The sequence below is a fragment of the Rhodobacter sp. JA431 genome (genome assembly GCF_900217725.1).
In the GTDB taxonomy this organism is placed as follows: Bacteria; Pseudomonadota; Alphaproteobacteria; order Rhodobacterales; family Rhodobacteraceae; genus Rhodobacter; species Rhodobacter aestuarii.
In genome coordinates, this window is sequence record NZ_OBMP01000002.1 from 165,313 (window position 1) to 183,111 (window position 17,799).

A 17,799-nucleotide genomic window follows, 5' to 3' on the forward strand; every position below is an offset into this window, starting at 1 on the left:
CTGTAAGCCATCGTTTTCAAACGAAAAGGCCGCCTCAATGGGCGGCCTTTTTCATCGCAAGAACACACGAAGCTTAGCCTCGGTTCACCCCGTAAAGCGCCTTGGCGCGGTCTTCAAAGGCTTGCACAATCAGCCGCATCGCTTGGTCAAACACGATCCCGATCACACTTTGCAAAAGCGCGTTCTTGAACTCAAAATCGACAAAGAAATCGACCTTGCAGCCCCCTTCGGGACGGTCTTCGAACTGCCACCAGCTGTGCATATATTTGAACGGGCCATCCAGGTAGCGGGTGTCGACGCGATGTTTTTCCGGCGTCAGCACCACGCGTGAGCCAAAGCGTTCGCGAAACACTTTGAACGAGATGATCAGATCCGCTTCCATCACCTCGGTCCCCGCTTCCGGGCCGGGCTTGCGCGAGCGGATGCGGGCGGCGGAATTCCAAGGCAAAAACTCCGGGTAGCGCGCCACATCGGCCACCAGCGCGTACATCTGCGCCGCCGAATAAGGCATGGTGCGTTTTTCCGAATGCTGCGGCATGCCGTCCGTCTCCCTTTTCCCGGCCACGTTCTTGCGATAAAGCGAGGCAAATGCAAGGGCCTGATGGCCGCACCAATGGAGCGAAAGGCGATGACGCAACCGGGCTACGAGATTGACCAGATGATTTCCGCCAAGGCCATCGCCGCTCGGGTCGAAGCTTTGGGGGCCGAAATCACCGAGGCGTTCCAAGACACCGACCGTTTGGTGGTGGTTGGGCTGTTGCGCGGCTCATTCGTATTCATTGCCGACCTCATTCGCGAAATTGGCGTGCCCTGCGAGGTCGATTTCCTCGAAGCCTCCTCTTATGGCAATGACACCACCTCCACCCGCGAAGTGCGCGTGATGAAAGACCTGCGCGGCAATATCGGTGGGCGCGATGTGCTGGTGGTGGAAGACATCGTCGATACCGGCCACACGATTTCCAAAGTGATGGAGATGCTGCGCGCGCGTTCGCCCCGGCGCATCAAATGCTGTGCTATGCTCGACAAACCCTCGCGCCGCGAAGTGGATGTGAAGGCCGATTGGACCGGCTTCGAAATCCCCGACGAGTTCGTGGTGGGCTACGGGCTCGATTACGCGCAAAACCACCGCAATCTGCCCTTTATCGGCACGGTGCGGTTCTTGGACGAGGCCAAATGAACCCACTGTGGCTGATGCGGATGGCAAAATGGGCGCATCGCCCGCCATCCTTGCGCCAAGTGAAAATCGGCGCAGCGGTTTTAGCCGCTGTGCTGGCGATTTGGGGGCTTGAGGCGGCAGGGCTCTGGCCCGATTGGGCGACAGTGGAACGCCAACCACGGGTACCGCGCCTCTAAGCCCCTCAAAACATTGCGTGAAGGGCCACACCCATATCTGGGCGGGATAATGGTTTAACCCTAAACCTTATTCACCCTCACCCGCCAAGAGCGGTGCGACCTGCTCTTCCAGCACTTTATCGGTGAGCGGCCCAGCAATGCGAGTGACAATGCGGCCCTCGCCATCGACCACAAAGGTCTCTGGCACGCCCGCCACGCCCCAATCGAGCCCCATTTTATTGGCCGGGTCTTGGCCGAGTTTCGCAAACGGGTTGCCAAGCTCATCAAGGAAGCCAAGCGCCTGATCGGGCTTGTCCTTCCAGTTGACGCCCAAGATCGTCACGCCCTCGTCGCGCAGCTTGATCAGGTTGGGGTGTTCCACCCGGCACGGCGCGCACCACGAGGCCCAATAGTTCACCAGCTTGATCGTGCCATCGCGCAGATCGGCATCCTCAAAGGTGGGGTTTGCGCCAAGCGCCGCCGCTGTTACGGCGGGCGCCTCTTTGCCCGCAAGGGCCGTGGGCATGGCGTTCGGGTCTTGCGTCTCCATTGAGATAAAGGCCGCGCCCACAAATCCCGCAATCACCACAAGCGGCAAGAACATCAGCGGCTTAGCCATTTTTCTTCATCCGTTCTTCTTGCGCGGCAAGCGCGCGTTTCACCCGGGCACCCTTGACCAGCGTGAGCACAATCAGCCCCGCCAGCAGCGCCAAAGTCACGCCCCAAGAGCCAAGGATCGTGACGGTATATTTGCCGAAATCGAACATCATGCCATGCGCTCCCGTTGCTCCAGCGCGCTCAACCGCCGGGCGCGAATTTCCGTGCGTGTGCGCAGCAACAGCAGCGTCACGAACAAGAGCCCAAAGCCCACAATCGTCAGCACCAAGGGCTGCCAGAAGACATCGGCGATATGTTCTTCTTTGTCGAGGCTCAGTGTCGAGCCTTGGTGCAAGCCTTGGTTCCAGAACATCGCCGCGTAACGGGACAGCAGCGCAAAGACCGAGCCCACAAGGCACAAAACGCCCGTTAGATCGGCGGCGGTGTCGGGGTTCTCGATCGCTTCCCACAGCGCCATGTAGCCGAGGTAAAACAGGAACAAGATCAAGAAAGAGGTCAGACGCGGATCCCATTCCCACCACGTCCCCCACATCGGCTGGCCCCAAAACGCCCCGGTGATGAGCGCGATCAGCGTCATCACCATGCCTATCGGCGCGGCGGCTTTGGCGGCAAGCGCGCTGACATGGTGGCGACGAATGAGCCAGATGAGCGAGGTGACCAACATCATCACCCAGATATTGATCGCAAAGGTCGCGGCGGGCACATGAACATAGATCACCTTCACCGTGGCGCCAAATTCGGCAGCCAAAGGCGTGAAGAAAAAGCCCCAAACGAGCCCCGGCACCAGCGTCAGCACCGTCAAGCCCACCAGCCACGGCAGCAAAAAGCCCGAGGTCTTCATGAACTTGACCGGGTTTGCATATTCCCAGATCGACATTTTCTGGCGTCCTCCCTCTCGCATCTTCACCGGGCTTGCCATGAAATGCCAGCCGCCGGTTTGACGCGCATCAAGTTAGAATAAGTCTCACCTTAAATTGACCCGGATCGCAGCCGCCGAGGCAAAAGGCACAAGCGCAATGGTGGCCGCGGTGATGCCTGCAAGCATGGCGAGCGGCACTTGCACCGCCATCCCCTCGCCGCCGCGGCGCACCAGCTCTGCCCCAAAGATCAAGGTCGGTACATAAAGCGGCAGAACCAAGAGCGACAGCAGCAGCCCCCCGCGCTTAAGCCCCACAGTCAGCGCCGCGCCAAAGGTGCCCAGCACCGAAAGCGCAGGCGTCCCCAGCAGCAGCGACACCTCAAGCCAAAAGTAAGCAGGCGTCGGCAGATGCAGCAGCACGGCGAAGAGCGGCGCGGCCAGAACCAGCGGCAAGCCGGTGGTGATCCAATGCGCAAGCGCCTTCATCGTGACAACGGCTTCGAGCGGGATCGGCGCGGTGGCCAACAGATCGAGCGAGCCATCTTCAAAATCGAGCGCAAAGATCCGGTCGAGCGAGAGCAGACAGGCGAGCAATGCGCCGAGCCACAAAATCCCCGCCGCGATGCGCGACAGGATCGCGCCTTCTGGCCCCACGCCAAAGGGCACCAGCGTGACGACAATCAGGAAAAACGCGAGCCCAAGCCCAAAGCCACCGCCCGCGCGGATCGCCAGCCGTAAGTCTCGCATCAGGAGCGCAATCACAGGAAGGCTCCGTCAAAATCGTGGTCAAACGCGCCTTTATGACCGCCCTCTTCCGGCGGGCGCGCTTTGAAGGGGGCAAGGTCCAGAACCTCGGCCTCTTCCAGCCCCAAGTCGATATGCGTTGCCATCAGCGCCGCGCCACCGGTGGCCAAATGCGCCCGCACGGCAGAGGCAAAAAGCGCAACCGAAGCGGCATCGAGCGACACGGTTGGTTCATCCAGCACCCAAATCGGGCGGCCCGTCACCAAAAGCCGCGCCAGCCCCAAGCGGCGCTTTTGCCCGGCAGAGAGACTATGCGCCGCCCGCCCCTCAAGCCCGCGCAGGTTCATTTGATCGAGCGCTTGCTCAACGGTTTGGGTTTCATAAATCGCGGCCCAAAAGGCGAGGTTTTCGCGCACGGAAAGCGTGGCCTTCAGCCCGTCGGCATGGGCCGCATAGGCCATCGCCTCGCCGGGCATAGAGACAGAGCCCGCCAGCGGCGGTTGCAGGCCCGCAAGCGTGCGCAGAAGCGTGGTTTTGCCAATCCCGTTTGGGCCGCGCAGCACCAGCGCGCGCCCGGCTTGCAGCGAAAACGTCACCCCCTCCAGCACGGCCAAGCCGCCCCGGCTGACGGTGAGGTTTTCAACCGACAAAAGGCTCATGCGGTGGGCACCGCGCCCGGCATGGGCAAAAGCGCGGCGGCGACCCGGCGCCCTTCAGACAAAAGCACGTTATAGCTGCGCGCGGCAGAGGGCGTAGCCATCGCCTCGCAAAACACCCCAACCGCTTCGAGTTCCGCCACAAAGTCGCGCGGCAAAAGCGCGATTTCCGCGCCCATGCCTACGAACAACACATCGACTTTGCCAGACAGCGCCAACAAAGGCGCGCGGTCTTCCAACCCCGCCCAGCTTTGCCCGCCCTCGGCTTGGATCAACAGTCCCCCTTCATGCACCTGCCCGCCGACGCGGAAAAAGCCCGGCCCGTAGCCATCCACAGGCAGGGCGCCGCCGAAGGAAGACTCACGGATTTGCATCTTGCGCACCCTCGGTGAAGAACTTCGCCGCCGGATCTTTGGGGGTTTTGTTGCGGTCAAGCCCAAGGAACAGCACGATGTTTTTCGCAACATAGATCGAGGAATAGGTCCCCACGACCACGCCCCATGTCATGGCAAAGACAAAACCCCGGATCACATCGCCACCCAGCACCAAAAGCGAAATCAGCGCGATCAGCGTGGTGCCAGAGGTCATCACGGTGCGGCTAAGCGTTTCGTTGGCCGACAGGTTCATCACGTCCTTGAGCGGCATGGTTTTGTATTTGATCAGGTTTTCGCGCAGCCGGTCGAACACAACCACGGTGTCGTTGATCGAATAGCCCAAAATCGTCAGCAGTGCAGCGATGATGGCCAAATCGAACTTGATCTGGAAGAGCGAGAAAAGGCCAATCGTCAGCCCCACATCATGGACAAGGGCGACAAGCGCGCCGACCGAATATTGCCATTCGAACCGCAGCCAGACATAGACCACAATCGCCGCCGTGCCCGCCAGAACCGACCAGATCGCGGTCCAGATCAACTCGCCCGACACTTTCGGGCCAACGGATTCGGTCGAAACGAATTTGACAGCCGGATCAACCTCTTGCAGGGCGCTTTCAATCGCAGCCATTTGCTCGGGCGCGATCGCATCTTGGCCCTCTTGCGCCTGAATGCGGATCGAGGCGACATGCTGATCTTCGCGGAAGGTCGGATCAAAGACTTGGGTGATCGACACATCGCCAAGATTGAGCGGAGCCATCGCTTGGCGATAAACGCCCACATCCAGCGCTTGGGTGGATTCGGTGCGGATCGTGGTGCCACCGCGGAAGTCGATCCCGAAGTTGAGCCCCATGATCAGCGTGATGATCAGCGCGGCAACCACCGCGACACCAGAAATCCCGAAGGTCAGCCACTGCCAGCGGAAGAAGTCGATATTGGTATGATCGGGAACGAGTTTAAGACGGAAAGCCATGGGTCGTTCCTCACACGGTCAGGGTTTTCGGGCGCTTGCGCGCATACCATGTCACCACCATCAGGCGGGTGACGAAGATCGCGGTAAAGACCGAGGTGGCAATGCCCACAATCAGCGTCACGGCAAAGCCGCGCACGGGGCCCGCGCCGAGCACGAACAAGATCACGCCGGTCAAGAAGGTGGTGACGTTGGCGTCGATAATTGCCGACATCGCCTTTTCGTAGCCAAGCTCAATCGCGCGGGCCGCCGATTTGGCCGAGCGCAATTCCTCGCGGATCCGTTCGTAAACCAGCACGTTGGCATCGACCGCCGTGCCCATGGTCAGCACGATCCCGGCGATACCGGGCATGGTGAGCGTCGCGCCCACCGCCGACATGAAGCCAAAGACCATGATCACGTTCATGGTGAGCGCAATCGCGGCAAAGACCCCAAAAAGCCCGTAAGAAGCGATCATCCAGATCACCACGAGCCCAAAGCCCACCATCGCGGCTTTCTTCCCCGCCTCGATGCTATCGGCGCCCAGTTCCGGGCCGACGGTGCGTTCTTCCAAGAAGGTCATGCCAGCGGGCAATGCCCCCGCGCGCAACAGCAGCGCAAGGTTCGTGGCCTCTTCGACCGAGAAGTTCCCGGTGATGATGCCAGAGCCGCCCGCGATATGGGCTTGAATCGTCGGCGCGGAAATCACCTTGCCATCGAGCACAATCGCGAAGGGCTCGCCGATATGGCTGGCGGTGTAATCGCCAAAGGCGCGCGCGCCCGTCGGATTAAAGCGGAAGGCGACGGCGGGATAGCCATTTTGGTCGGTGTCGGGGCGGGCGTCGGTCAGATCGTCGCCTGTCACCACCGGCACATCATCCATGATGTAATAAATCCCCTCGCGCTCTGCCGAGGGCAAAAGCATCCGGCTCGCACCGGGGTTCGCGTCGGGGTTGGAGATCGGCGGGCCGTAAACTTGGTGGAAGGTCAGCTTCGCGGTGGTGCCGATCAGATCTTTCAACTCTTGCGCCGAACCAATGCCCGGCACCTCAATCAAGATGCGGTCGGTGCCTTGGCGCATGATCGTGGGTTCGCGGGTGCCTGCGGCATCCACACGGCGGCGCACGATTTCAAGCGATTGCGCCATCGTGCGGTCATCAGTGGCGGTTTTCTCCGCTTCCGAAAGCCGGAAGGTGAGCGTATCGCCCTCCCCCGTCACTTCGTAATCCGATTGGCCCACGCCCGTAAGCCCCATCACCGGGCTCGTCAGCGTGCGCGCCACTTCCACGGCTTTGGCGATTTGATCGGGGTTGCCGATTTGAATGCGCAGCTCGTCTTGCGGCGAGGGCACACGGCGGATCGAACCAATGGTGGCCCGTTCCGCCGCCAAAGTGCGCCGGGCTTCGGGCCAAAGCGCATCCATCCGGCCTTTATAGACCTCGTCCAGATGCACTTCGGCCAGCAAATGCGCCCCGCCGCGCAGATCGAGGCCAAGGTTGACCAGCCCCGAGGGCAGCCAATCGGGCCAAGCAGCACGCGCGGCGACCTGTTCTTCGGTCAGCGCACCGGTTTTCTCGAAGGCCATGACAGCGTCGTTATGGCCCTCGACGCGATTGTAAAAGAGGTTGGGCGCCGCCGAAACCAAAGCTGCAAGGCACAGCAAAAGAATGACGAGACGCTTCCAAAGCGAGATTTGCAACATGGCGGCGCGGCCTCTTGGGATCAGTTGTCGTTCGAAGCCGGCTCGGTTTTCGAGAGCACTTGAAGAATGGTTTGCTTGAGCACACGCACCTTCACGCCTTGCGCGATTTCGACTTCGACTTCGCCATCTTCGCGCACATGGGTCACTTTGCCGATGATGCCGCCTTGCGTCAGCACGCTGTCACCGCGGCGCAGCGCCTCGACCATTTGCTTGTGCTCTTTGGCTTTCTTTTGCTGCGGACGGATCAGCAGGAAATACATGATCACGAAGATCAGGATCAGCGGCAGGAACTGGCCAATGGCGGCAAAGCCACCCATTTGGGCACCGGCTTCCTGAGCATAGGCGGGGGTCACGAACATATCTTGGTCCTCTCTTTGGGGCCTTGGGCAGGGGGGTTTGCACTTCCCCCCAGTGTCGGCGCGCACCCTAGCGGCGGCCCTTGGCCTTGGCAAGGCAATCAGGCCCGCGCTGCCGCCAGATCACGGGGGTGTCAGAGAGAAAGAAAAAGGGGGGCACCGCCCCCCTTACTCGTCCTCAGCTTGCTCGCCTTAGCTTGCCGGCAGCGCGCGCTCCACAAGCCGCGCAAAGAAGCTCGCCCCCACCGGCGCGGCTTCATCGTTGAAATCAAAGGCCGGGTGATGCAGCCCAGCCCCGGGGCCAGTGCCCATAAAGAGGTAAGCGCCGGGACGCGCCTCGAGCATATAAGAGAAATCCTCTGCGCCCATTTCACGGCCCGCATCGTCGAGCACCGCATCGGGGCCCGAGATTTCCCGCGCCACATCGGCGGCAAAGCGGGCACGTTCGGCATCGTTCACAGTGGGCGGATAGCCCTTGTCATAGGTGATCTCGACCTTCACGCCAAAGGCCGCCGCCGTACCCTCGACAATCTCATGGAAACGTTTTTCCACCATCGCGCGCACTTCGGGGGTGAAAGAGCGGATCGTGGCGCAGAACCAGCCGCTTTCGGGGATAATATTGTTGGCAGAGCCAACATGGATTTGCGTCACCGACACAACCAGTTCATCGAGCGGGAAAAGGTTGCGCGACACGATGGTTTGCAGCGATCCCACCATCGCCGTGATCGCCGGGATCGGGTCGACGCATTCGTGCGGCGTAGCCCCATGGCCGCCCAGTCCCGTCACCGTCACCCATGCGGTATCCACCGCCGCCATCAGCGGGCCTTGCGTGGTGTGGAAATGGCCCAATGGCAGGTTCGGCGCATTGTGGATGCCGTAAACCTCTTTGATGGCAAAGCGCTCCATCACGCCTTCTTGCACCATCACCTCGCCACCGCCGCCATCTTCTTCGGCCGGTTGAAAGAGCAGCGCGACCGTGCCCGCGAAATTGCGCGTCTCGGCCAAGTATTTCGCCGCCCCCAAAAGCATCGTGGTGTGGCCATCATGGCCGCAGGCGTGCATTTTACCTTCATGTTCAGAGGCATAATCGACCCCGGTCGCCTCGGTGATCGGCAGGGCATCCATATCGGCGCGCAGCCCGATGGTGGGGCCGTCTTGCCGCCCTTTGATCAGCGCCACGATGCCAGAGGTCGCAATCCCTTCATGGATTTCATCCACCCCCATCGCGCGCAGACGCTCGGCCACGAAGGCGGCGGTTTGCGGCAGGTCAAACTCCAATTCGGGGTGGCGGTGCAGCCAATGCCGCCATTCTTTCATTTCGGGGGCAAGAGCGGCAATGCGGTTGATCACGGGCATAGTGGACTCGGGTTTGTTGTGAGGGTTAGGAGTAGATGACCCTGAAAGAGGCAAGAGGCAATGGTGAAACCGACCGATCCGATCCTGTTTGATGACCGTGGTGACTTGGGCGACCAAATGCGCCGCTTGGCGGCGATCATGGCCTGCCTGCGCGACCGCGACACCGGCTGCCCTTGGGATATCGAGCAAGATTTCGCCTCGATCGCGCCCTATACGATTGAAGAGGCCTATGAGGTTGCCGATGCGATTGAACGCGGCGCTTGGGGCGAGTTGGAGGGCGAATTGGGCGATTTGGCGCTGCAAGTCGTCTACCACGCGCAAATGGCCGAAGAGGCGGGGCATTTCGATCTGGGCGGCGTCTTGCGGGCGATTTCGGCCAAGATGATCGCGCGTCATCCGCATGTGTTTGGAGATGACACCCGTGACAAGAGCGCTGCGCAACAGACGGAAGATTGGGAGAAAATCAAATCCGCTGAACGCGCAGCCAAGGCCGAAAAAGGTGTGCTGGATGGCGTGGCGATGGGCCTACCGGCGCTCACCCGTGCGTTGAAATTGCAAAAGCGCGCGGCGCGGGTCGGGTTTGATTGGCCCTCCACCAAGGAAGTGGTCGAAAAGATCGTTGAAGAGGCGCATGAACTGGTGGAAGCGCGCGACGAGTTGGGCCCCGAAGAAACCGCCGAGGAATATGGCGATATGCTCTTCGTGATGGTGAATTTGGGCCGCCATTTGGGGCTGGATGCTGAAGCCTGTTTGCGCGCCGCCAATGCCAAATTCACCCGCCGGTTTGAGTTTATCGAGGCGGAACTGGCGAAAGCGGGCAAAAGCCCCGATCAGAGCGATCTGGAAGAGATGGATGGGCTGTGGAACGCGTCCAAACGCGCGGGGCTGTAACGCCTCTTGGTCCGGGCAAGGCGCCCGGACCTTTTAAAACAGGGCTTTACGCAGCATATTGAGCGCCACCAGCGCCAAGAACCCCACAAAGACCGCGCGCAGTTTTTTGGGGTCAAGCCGGTGCGCCAACGCGGCCCCCATTGGTGCGGTGATCAGCGTCATCACGATCACGATGCCAAAGGCAGGCAGGTTGATCGCCCCCACCGTATAGGGGGGCGCATCGGGCACGGGGGTGAACAAAAACGCCACCGCCGAGGGCAGCGCGATGGTCGCCCCAAAGCCCGCCGAAGTGGCGACGGCACGGTGAATGGGCACGCCATGGAGGGTGAGCATTGGCGTGCCAATCGAGCCGCCGCCAATCCCCAACAGCACCGAGACAAAGCCCATCAGCGGCCCGAAACTGAGCCGAAACCGGCAGCCCGGAAGCTGATCGGAAAGCCGCCAATCGGGCTTGCCAAAGCCCATATAGCCAGAGATGGCGAGCACCATCACCCCAAAGATCACTTGCAGGCTGTGAGTGGACAGGTGATCCACCACCCCCACGCCCACCACGGCCCCAAGTGCAATTGGCGGCGCCCAATCGCGCAAGATCTGCATATCCACCGCGCCGCGGCGGTGATGCGCCAGCACCGAGCGCACCGAGGTCAGGATGATGGTCGCAAGCGAGGTGGCCAGACAAACCTGCATCAGGTTGTCGCCGCCGTAGCCCAGCCCCTCGAACAGGTAAAAGAAGGCGGGCACCAGCACGATGCCACCGCCAACCCCCAAAAGCCCGGCCATCAACCCGGCAAAGGCGCCGACCGCAATCAGCACCAGCCCCAGAAACGCAAGCGTCATTCCGGTCTCCCCCTCCTGCCGCCGCGCCTTGGCCTCCTCTGCCCCGGCGCGCCGTATCTCAACGCAGCATCCTAGCGCTGAAGCTGCGCCAAGGCCTGATCGTAAAGCGCCAAACCGGCGCCGTCGCGGGTTGCCCCTTCCGACAAAACGCGCCGCCAGCCCCGCGCACCGGGGCGACCGTGGAACAGCCCCAGCATATGCCGGGTGATTTGATGCAGCCGCCCGCCCCGCGCAATATGCGCCGCGATATAGGGTTTCATCTCTTCAGCGACATCAAAGGGCGAGCGCTCCGCGCCCTGCCCCCAAAGCGCGGCATCGGCCCCGCCCAAGACATCCATCGGCTCGCCATAGGCGGCGCGGCCCACCATCACCCCATCCATGCCCGCGGCCAGATGCTCTTGCACCTTTGCCAAACTGGCGACCCCGCCATTGAGGCTCAGGTGCAGATGCGGAAACTCCCGCTTCATCGCATGCACTAGCGGGTAATCGAGCGGCGGAATTTCGCGGTTTTCCTTGGGGCTCAGCCCCTGCAACCAAGCTTTGCGCGCATGCAGCGTGAAGCGCGTCACCCCCACAGCGGAAACTTTGCGCAAAAACGCGGGCAGAACCTCTTCGGCCACCTGATCATCCACCGCGATGCGGCATTTCACCGTGACCTCCACCGGGGAGGCCTTGATCATTTCTTCCACGCAGCGCGCCACCAGATCGGGCGTTTTCATCAAAACCGCGCCAAAGGCCCCCGATTGCACGCGGTCCGACGGACAGCCGACATTGAGGTTGATCTCATCATAGCCCCAATCGGCGGCAATCCGCGTTGCTTCGCCCAATTCTGCCGGGTCCGAGCCACCAAGTTGCAGCGCAACGGGATGTTCTTCGGGGCTATAGTCCAAAAGCTGCGCGCGCTTGCCATGGATCACCGCCGGCGCCGTGACCATTTCGGTATAAAGAAGCGCTTGGCGCGAAATGGTGCGATGAAACATCCGGCAATGCCGATCCGTCCAATCCATCATCGGCGCCACAGAGAGGCGGGCACTTTCGCGCAGATCGGTGCTCATCATCGCGTCCTTAAGCTGGTTCAGCGCTGGGCGAGTGCTTCGGACAGCACTTTATGCAGCACGTCGCGCGGCACTTCGGCGGTGACAAAGGCCGCACCGATGCCCCGCGCCAAGATGAAGCGCAGCTTGCCATCCAGCACTTTTTTGTCTTGCGCCATCAAGTCAATCAGCCCATCCGTATCGGGCAATTCGCCTTCGATATCAGCAAGATCGACCTTCATCTTCATGTTGCGCAAATGGGCGCGCACGCGCGAGGGGGCCTCTTGGCTGCACAGCCCCAGCCGTTGCGAAAGCTCAAAGGCCAGCGCACAACCAATCGCCACGCCCTCGCCATGCAAAAGCCGTTGGCCATAGCCCGTGGCGGCTTCAAGCGCGTGGCAAAACGTGTGGCCAAGGTTCAACAGCGCGCGGTCGCCTTCTTCGGTTTCATCGCGCGCAACGATCTCGGCCTTCATCTCGACCGAGCGTTTCACCGCATAAAGCCGCGCGGCTTTATCGCCTGCAGCCAGCTTGGGCCCGTTTTCTTCCAGCCATTCAAAGAAAGCGGCATCGCCCAACAGGCCGTATTTCGCCACCTCGCCATAGCCCGCCAGAAAATCGCGCTCGGTCAGAGTGCCCAGAAGGTCGATATCGGCCAGCACAAGGCTTGGCTGGTGAAACGCCCCAATCAGGTTCTTGCCCTGCGGTGCGTTGATGCCGGTTTTGCCACCCACGGAGCTGTCAACTTGCGCGAGCAACGAGGTCGGGATTTGCACAAATCGCACGCCCCGGCGCAACACCGAGGCCGCAAAGCCCACCAGATCGCCGATCACTCCGCCGCCAAAGGCCACGACAATATCTTTGCGCTCAACCTTTTGTTCCAAAAGCCATTCCACCGTGCGGGTGAAATGCGGCCAGCTTTTGGTGCCTTCGCCGGGCGGCAGGCGCAAGGTGACCATTTCAATCTCACCAAGCCCCGCGCGCAATGCCTCCAGATGCAGATCAGCCACCGTTTCATCGGCCACCACCGCCACGCGCGGGCGGCGCAACAGCGGCGCAATTTCAGTGCCCGCCTGCGCAATGAGCCCGGTGCCAATGCGCACTTCATAGGCGCGTTCGCCCAGCTCGACCTTCACCACTTCTTTCATGGTTCCTCCGCAAACAGGCCCGGTTGGGATTTGAGCGCCGCAATCACCTTTTGCGCCATCGCCTCGATGCTCAGCGCGGCTTCGGCTTCCACCGTCACCTGCGCGCGGCCATAAATCGGATAGCGTTTTTCGATCAGCCCAGAAAGCGTCGCGCGCGGGTCGGCGGTGCGCAAAAGTGGCCGGGTGTTTTTGCCCTTCACCCGGCTCCACAGCAGATCCAGATCGGCCTTGAGCCAGCACGACACGCCAAGCCGCGAGATCAATTCCCGGTTTGCCTCAAACATGAACGCGCCGCCGCCGGTAGACACAACAGCCGGTGCCCCGGTCAAAAGCCGTTCAATCACCTCCGATTCGCGGGCGCGGAAAAACGCCTCGCCATCGCGTTCGAAAATCTCCGCGACAGACATCTGCGCGGCTTTGACGATTTCCTCGTCACTGTCTTGGAACGGCACATGCAAGGCCCGCGCCAGCGCAGTGCCGACGGCGGTCTTGCCCGCGCCCATCATGCCCACGAGCACAATCGTCTTTTGCAGACGCGGCATCGTGTCCCCTTCGCCTTTCACGCGCCCCTCCCTCGTCCCGCGCGCCTTGAGCGGGAGCTTGCGCAATCGTGATCTTTGCGCCCCTCAATGGCGTGAAGTTTCCCGAAAAGCCATATATAATCTTGCACGCGCGACGTTTCGGCTGCATTCGAAAGCACCCGCAGCGGGGCTTTCAGGCGGCCTCGCGCGCGCATTGCGATGAGAGATAACAGAAAGAAAGACAATGGGGCGTATCCTTCAGGCAGTTTTCATTCTGGTCGTGCTCGGCGCATTGGGCGTTTTGGGCTATGCCTATTTTGGCGATATGGAAGCAGATCCGGTGCAAACCCGCACCCCGGTCACCCTGCCCGGCCTTGCGCCACCGCCGCCCGCACAACCTGTGCCCGGTGCTGCGCTGGTTCCCGTGGCACCCTCTGTGGCGCCCTCCGCAGCCCCGGAAAGCAGCACCCCTGCGGAGGCAGCGAGTGGGCAATAACCGGCGCTTGACCTTTGCGCTATTGCTCGGCTGCGCGGCCACACCGCTGCCCGCAGAAGAGCCAATGTCGGCGATTGATTGGCTGTCTTCCTCGGTTTCGGGGGCAATGCCGATTTCGATGCAGCCAGGCTCTTCCGCTGCGGTGCTTCCGCCTGTGCCGGGGGAGCCGCCCGTCAGTGGCACCGGGCCGGTTGAAACGGTCACGGTGCATTCGCTTGATCAACCCAGCGCCGATGGGCTGGGGCTGGTGCCCGCCGCGCGGCTCGGCCTGCCTGCAAACCTTTGGGGCACCACGCCTGAGCGCGAACTTGCCACCTCGTTGCGGAAAGAGCGGCTCGATACCCTGCCCTCGGTCCAAGGCTTTTTGCTCGATCTGATGCTGGCAGAGCTTGATCCGCCCACAAACCGCGCCTCAAACGGGCATGATGTGCTGTTCTTGGCGCGTATTGACCGGCTGTTGGACCTTGGCGCGCTCGAACAGGCGATGGCCTTGCTCGAACAAGCCGACCCGGATGATGCCGAGATTTTCCGCCGCCGCTTTGATGTGGCGCTGCTTTTGGGGCAAGAAGATCGCGCCTGCGAGATCATGGAAAAAAGCCCCGCCGTCGCCCCCTCGCCGCCGGCGCGGATTTTTTGCCTCGCGCGGCGTGGCAATTGGGAAGATGCGGAGCTGAACCTCAATACCGGGCATGCTTTGGGTCAGATCACCCCGGAAATGACCGATCTGCTGGAACTGTTCTTGGATGACGAGGCCGCAGATGGGGCCGATGATCTGCCGCCGCCCGCGCGCCCCTCGCCGCTGACCTTCCGGCTGATGGAGGCGATCGGCCAGCCGATGGCGACGACCATGCTGCCGGTGGCCTTCGCGCAGGCGGATTTGCGCTCCAACTCCGGCTGGAAAACGCAACTGGATGCCGCCGAACGGCTGGCGCGCATGGGGGTGATCGACCCGAACCAGCTTTTGGGGCTTTACACGCAAGAGCGCGCCTCTGCCTCGGGTGGGGTGTGGGAGCGTGTTGCGCTGATTTCAGAACTCGACCGCGCGCTGTCGGATGGCCGCAGCGCCCGCGTGGAGCAATTGCTGCCGCAGGCTTGGGAAGAGATGCAGGCGCAAGAGTTGGAAGCCCCCTTTGCCGCGATGATCGTGCCACGCTTGGCGGGCCTGCAGCTTTCGGGCGAGGCGGCAACGCTTGCCTTCCGCATGGCGATGCTGACGCCCGATTTTGAAATGAGCGCGCTTTCGCCACCTGATACCGGCACCACCACCCGCTTCTTGGCGGCGCTGGCGCGGGGCAACACCAATGGCACGCGCGCGCCCGATGTGCTGGGCATGATGCTCAAACGCGTTTTTGATGCCCCGCCCGAGGAGGTGCCCGCCGCCTATGCCACACTGGTGCCCGACCAGTTGGGCGCGGCACTTTTGGCCGCGATTGATGATATTTCCGAAGGCGCCAAGGGCGATCAGCGCCGCGTGGAAACGGGGCTGAAACTTCTGCGCAAAGCGGGGATGGAAAGCTTGGCCCGGCGCACCGCGCTTGAATTGATGGTGCTGGAGCGGCGCGGATGATCCGCCTGTCTTTGCGTGAACGGATCATTGTCTTTCTTGAGGCGCAAGCGGCAGAGGCCGGAGCCGCGCGCAACACGATCTTGGCTTATGAACGTGATCTCAAGGACTTCGCCGACTTTATTGAGGTGAAAAAGCTCGATATCCTGACCCTTACCCGCGATGAAATCGAGGCGTGGATCGTGCGGCTTGAGGCCGAGGGCTTGGCCAAATCCACCCGCGCGCGGCGGCTTTCGGCGGTCAAACAATTCTTCCGCTTCGCCTATGAAGAAGGCTGGAGGAGCGACAACCCGGCGATGCAAATCTCTGGCCCCGGCAAGGCCAAACGTCTGCCCAAAACGCTCAGCATCGACGAGGTGGAGGCGCTTTTGGAGGCGGGGCGCGAACAGGGACGCACGGTGCAAGACCAGATTCGCAACCGCTGCCTGATGGAACTGCTTTACGCCACCGGGATGCGGGTCACCGAATTGGTCACCCTGCCCGTGGCCGCCGCACGCGGGAACCCGGCGATGCTTTTGGTGCGCGGCAAAGGCGGCAAAGAACGGATGGTGCCGCTTTCTCCCCCCGCGCGGGAGGCTTTGGCCGTTTGGCTCACCACCCGCGATGCGGCGGAAGAAGAAGCCCGCCTTGCCAAACGCGCGCCGCCCTCGCGCTACCTGTTCCCGTCTTCGGCCAAAGAAGGGCATCTGACCCGGCAAGGCTTTCATGGGCTTTTGAAAGATATCGCCGTGGCGGCGGGTATTTCGCCCGCCCGCGTCACGCCCCACGTTTTGCGCCATGCCTTTGCCACGCATCTGCTGGAGCGCGGTGCGGATTTGCGGGTGATCCAAACGCTTTTGGGGCATGCGGATCTGTCCACCACCGAAATTTACACCCATGTTCTTGACGCGCGGCTGAAAGATTTGGTGCTGGGGCACCATCCGCTGGCGCGCAAGGCTTGATGATCTTCCCTCAAACCCCCATTCTTTTGCGATCATGAGCGACATCACCGCCCTTCTCGACACCGCCTTCTGGCTCTCTGCCTCCGCCATCGTGATTTTGCTGGCGCTTTCGGGCTTTTTCTCCGGCTCCGAAACCGCGCTGACCGCTGCCTCGCGGCCCAAACTGCGCGCCCGCGCGGATAAGGGGGAAAAGGGGGCGGAACGCGCGCTGGAAATCACCGAAGACAACGAGCGGCTGATTGGCGCGCTGCTTTTGGGCAATAACGTCGTCAACATCCTTTCGGCCTCGCTCGCCACAGCACTTCTGACCCGGCTCTTTGGTCAATCGGGTGTGGCTTTGGCGACGCTCGTTATGACCACCTTGGTTTTGATTTTTTCGGAAGTTTTGCCAAAGACTTACGCCATCACAAATGCGGAAACCTTTGCCAGCGCCGTGGCCCGCCCGGTGGGGCTTTTGACCAAAATCTTGGCGCCCATCGTCAGCGTGGTGCGGATGATCGTGCGCGGGATCTTGTGGATCTTTGGTCTGCGCACCGATGCCAGCCAACATATGTTCACCTTCCAAGATGAGATTGCCGGGGCCATTGCGCTCGGCGCCTCCGAAGGCGCGGTGGATAAAGACGACCGCGACCGGTTACTTGGCGCGCTGGATCTGGGCAACCGCACGGTTGAGGAAATCATGCGCCACCGCAGCCAGGTGGAAATGATCGACGCCGAAGATGACCCCAATGAGGTGCTGGCCCAAGTGCTCGCCTCCTCCCACACCCGGCTGCCGATGTATAAGGGCGAGCGCGAAAATGTGGTGGGTATTCTGCATTCCAAAGACCTTCTGCGCGCCGTCGAACGCTTCTTGCGCTCAGGGGATGGCAAGCTCGATTCCGTCTCTGACCTTGATCTGATGAAAGTGGCGATGAAGCCCTATTTCATCCCCGAAACCACGCCGCTGGATGAGCAGATGCGCGAGTTTTTGAAGCGCCGCACCCATTTTGCGCTGGTGGTGGATGAATATGGCGATCTGAAAGGGCTTTTGACGCTCGAAGACATTCTCGAAGAGATCGTTGGCGAGATTTCGGACGAGTTTGACCCCAAAGGCGAGCGCCAGCTAAAGCCCACCGAAAACGGCGATTACCTTGTTGAAGGCGCGATGACGATCCGCGATCTCAACCGCGAAACCGATTGGTCCTTGCCTGATGACGAGGCCAATACCGTGGCAGGTTTGGTGATCCATGAGGCGCAAACGATCCCCGAGGTGGGGCAGGTTTTTGCCTTCCACGGCTTCCGTTTTGAGGTGGCTGGGCGCAAAGACAACCGCATCACGCAACTGAAAATCCGCCCGCTTTTGGCGCAGGAATAGGGCAAGCGCCCCTCTTGCACGCCGGGGCGGTTTTGCGCCAGAAAGGCCGCCCAGCCCCGTGCGGAAAGTC

22 protein-coding genes are annotated in these 17,799 nt (G+C 61.5%); 7 read left to right on the forward strand and 15 right to left on the reverse strand.

Features of this window, described 5'->3' with window-relative positions; genetic code table 11:
• Positions 1-73: 73 nt before the first annotated feature.
• Complete coding sequence (locus tag CRO18_RS04450) at positions 74-538, reverse strand: type II toxin-antitoxin system RatA family toxin (protein ID WP_076483460.1); 465 nt, start codon at positions 536-538, stop codon at positions 74-76.
• Positions 539-628: 90 nt separating this feature from the next.
• On the opposite strand from CRO18_RS04450, the gene hpt reads away from it, so the two are divergent.
• On the forward strand, positions 629-1,177 hold the full coding sequence (gene hpt, locus CRO18_RS04455; protein ID WP_076483604.1) for a hypoxanthine phosphoribosyltransferase: 549 nt from the start codon (positions 629-631) through the stop codon (positions 1,175-1,177).
• Positions 1,174-1,353 carry a hypothetical protein gene (locus CRO18_RS04460; RefSeq protein WP_097081217.1) on the forward strand — a complete coding sequence of 60 codons (180 nt, stop codon included), beginning with the start codon at positions 1,174-1,176 and terminating at the stop codon, positions 1,351-1,353. The genes hpt and CRO18_RS04460 overlap by 4 nt, the downstream gene beginning before the upstream one ends.
• Before the next feature lie 67 nt (positions 1,354-1,420).
• Here the strand turns inward: CRO18_RS04460 and CRO18_RS04465 are convergent, their stop codons facing one another.
• The 10 genes from CRO18_RS04465 to CRO18_RS04510 all read right to left on the reverse strand — a co-directional run bounded on the left by CRO18_RS04465 (position 1,421) and on the right by CRO18_RS04510 (position 8,943).
• Positions 1,421-1,951, reverse strand: a complete 531-nt coding sequence (locus tag CRO18_RS04465) for a DsbE family thiol:disulfide interchange protein (protein WP_097081218.1) — start codon at positions 1,949-1,951, stop codon at positions 1,421-1,423.
• Positions 1,944-2,102, reverse strand: a complete 159-nt coding sequence (ccmD, locus tag CRO18_RS04470) for a heme exporter protein CcmD (protein WP_170952555.1) — start codon at positions 2,100-2,102, stop codon at positions 1,944-1,946. Before ccmD ends, CRO18_RS04465 begins: the two co-directional genes overlap by 8 nt.
• Complete coding sequence (locus CRO18_RS04475) at positions 2,099-2,827, reverse strand: heme ABC transporter permease (RefSeq protein ID WP_076483457.1); 729 nt, start codon at positions 2,825-2,827, stop codon at positions 2,099-2,101. The genes ccmD and CRO18_RS04475 overlap by 4 nt, the downstream gene beginning before the upstream one ends.
• Before the next feature lie 87 nt (positions 2,828-2,914).
• On the reverse strand, positions 2,915-3,571 hold the full coding sequence (gene ccmB / locus CRO18_RS04480) for a heme exporter protein CcmB (protein WP_076483456.1): 657 nt from the start codon (positions 3,569-3,571) through the stop codon (positions 2,915-2,917).
• Positions 3,568-4,212, reverse strand: a complete 645-nt coding sequence (gene ccmA / locus CRO18_RS04485; RefSeq protein ID WP_097081219.1) for a heme ABC exporter ATP-binding protein CcmA — start codon at positions 4,210-4,212, stop codon at positions 3,568-3,570. The genes ccmB and ccmA overlap by 4 nt, the downstream gene beginning before the upstream one ends.
• Entirely contained in the window at positions 4,209-4,583 is a 375-nt protein-coding gene (locus CRO18_RS04490) for an Mth938-like domain-containing protein (RefSeq protein ID WP_097081220.1), read from the reverse strand. The genes ccmA and CRO18_RS04490 overlap by 4 nt, the downstream gene beginning before the upstream one ends.
• The gene (gene secF, locus CRO18_RS04495) at positions 4,570-5,553 is read right to left on the reverse strand and encodes a protein translocase subunit SecF (RefSeq protein WP_076483453.1); all 984 of its coding nucleotides are present in this window, start codon (positions 5,551-5,553) and stop codon (positions 4,570-4,572) included. Before secF ends, CRO18_RS04490 begins: the two co-directional genes overlap by 14 nt.
• A gap of 10 nt (positions 5,554-5,563) precedes the next feature.
• Positions 5,564-7,231, reverse strand: a complete 1,668-nt coding sequence (gene secD / locus CRO18_RS04500; protein ID WP_076483452.1) for a protein translocase subunit SecD — start codon at positions 7,229-7,231, stop codon at positions 5,564-5,566.
• Positions 7,232-7,251: 20 nt separating this feature from the next.
• Positions 7,252-7,590: a preprotein translocase subunit YajC gene (yajC, locus tag CRO18_RS04505; RefSeq protein ID WP_076483451.1), complete on the reverse strand. Its 339-nt coding sequence runs from the start codon at positions 7,588-7,590 to the stop codon at positions 7,252-7,254.
• A 189-nt stretch (positions 7,591-7,779) separates the two neighbouring features.
• The gene (locus tag CRO18_RS04510) at positions 7,780-8,943 is read right to left on the reverse strand and encodes a M20 aminoacylase family protein (RefSeq protein ID WP_076483450.1); all 1,164 of its coding nucleotides are present in this window, start codon (positions 8,941-8,943) and stop codon (positions 7,780-7,782) included.
• Between the two features lie 60 nt (positions 8,944-9,003).
• Between CRO18_RS04510 and mazG the strand changes: the two genes are divergently transcribed.
• Positions 9,004-9,834, forward strand: a complete 831-nt coding sequence (mazG, locus tag CRO18_RS04515; protein ID WP_170952556.1) for a nucleoside triphosphate pyrophosphohydrolase — start codon at positions 9,004-9,006, stop codon at positions 9,832-9,834.
• A gap of 33 nt (positions 9,835-9,867) precedes the next feature.
• Here mazG and CRO18_RS04520 read toward each other — a convergent pair whose 3' ends face one another.
• The 4 genes from CRO18_RS04520 to CRO18_RS04535 all read right to left on the reverse strand — a co-directional run bounded on the left by CRO18_RS04520 (position 9,868) and on the right by CRO18_RS04535 (position 13,395).
• On the reverse strand, positions 9,868-10,671 hold the full coding sequence (locus CRO18_RS04520) for a sulfite exporter TauE/SafE family protein (RefSeq protein WP_097081221.1): 804 nt from the start codon (positions 10,669-10,671) through the stop codon (positions 9,868-9,870).
• A gap of 71 nt (positions 10,672-10,742) precedes the next feature.
• Positions 10,743-11,726: a tRNA dihydrouridine(20/20a) synthase DusA gene (gene dusA, locus CRO18_RS04525; protein ID WP_097081549.1), complete on the reverse strand. Its 984-nt coding sequence runs from the start codon at positions 11,724-11,726 to the stop codon at positions 10,743-10,745.
• A 20-nt stretch (positions 11,727-11,746) separates the two neighbouring features.
• On the reverse strand, positions 11,747-12,853 hold the full coding sequence (aroB, locus tag CRO18_RS04530; protein WP_097081222.1) for a 3-dehydroquinate synthase: 1,107 nt from the start codon (positions 12,851-12,853) through the stop codon (positions 11,747-11,749).
• Positions 12,850-13,395: a shikimate kinase gene (locus tag CRO18_RS04535; RefSeq protein ID WP_097081550.1), complete on the reverse strand. Its 546-nt coding sequence runs from the start codon at positions 13,393-13,395 to the stop codon at positions 12,850-12,852. Before CRO18_RS04535 ends, aroB begins: the two co-directional genes overlap by 4 nt.
• 223 nt (positions 13,396-13,618) lie before the next feature.
• Here CRO18_RS04535 and CRO18_RS04540 point away from each other — a divergent pair, with 223 nt between their 5' ends.
• From CRO18_RS04540 to CRO18_RS04555, 4 genes are read left to right on the forward strand one after another with little or no spacing between them, the layout of a single operon-like run.
• Positions 13,619-13,870: a hypothetical protein gene (locus CRO18_RS04540; RefSeq protein ID WP_097081223.1), complete on the forward strand. Its 252-nt coding sequence runs from the start codon at positions 13,619-13,621 to the stop codon at positions 13,868-13,870.
• Positions 13,860-15,437: a tetratricopeptide repeat protein gene (locus tag CRO18_RS04545; protein WP_097081224.1), complete on the forward strand. Its 1,578-nt coding sequence runs from the start codon at positions 13,860-13,862 to the stop codon at positions 15,435-15,437. Before CRO18_RS04540 ends, CRO18_RS04545 begins: the two co-directional genes overlap by 11 nt.
• Positions 15,434-16,375, forward strand: a complete 942-nt coding sequence (locus CRO18_RS04550) for a site-specific tyrosine recombinase XerD (protein ID WP_097081225.1) — start codon at positions 15,434-15,436, stop codon at positions 16,373-16,375. The genes CRO18_RS04545 and CRO18_RS04550 overlap by 4 nt, the downstream gene beginning before the upstream one ends.
• Positions 16,376-16,409: 34 nt before the next feature.
• Entirely contained in the window at positions 16,410-17,729 is a 1,320-nt protein-coding gene (locus tag CRO18_RS04555) for an HlyC/CorC family transporter (RefSeq protein WP_097081226.1), read from the forward strand.
• Positions 17,730-17,799: the final 70 nt, after the last annotated feature.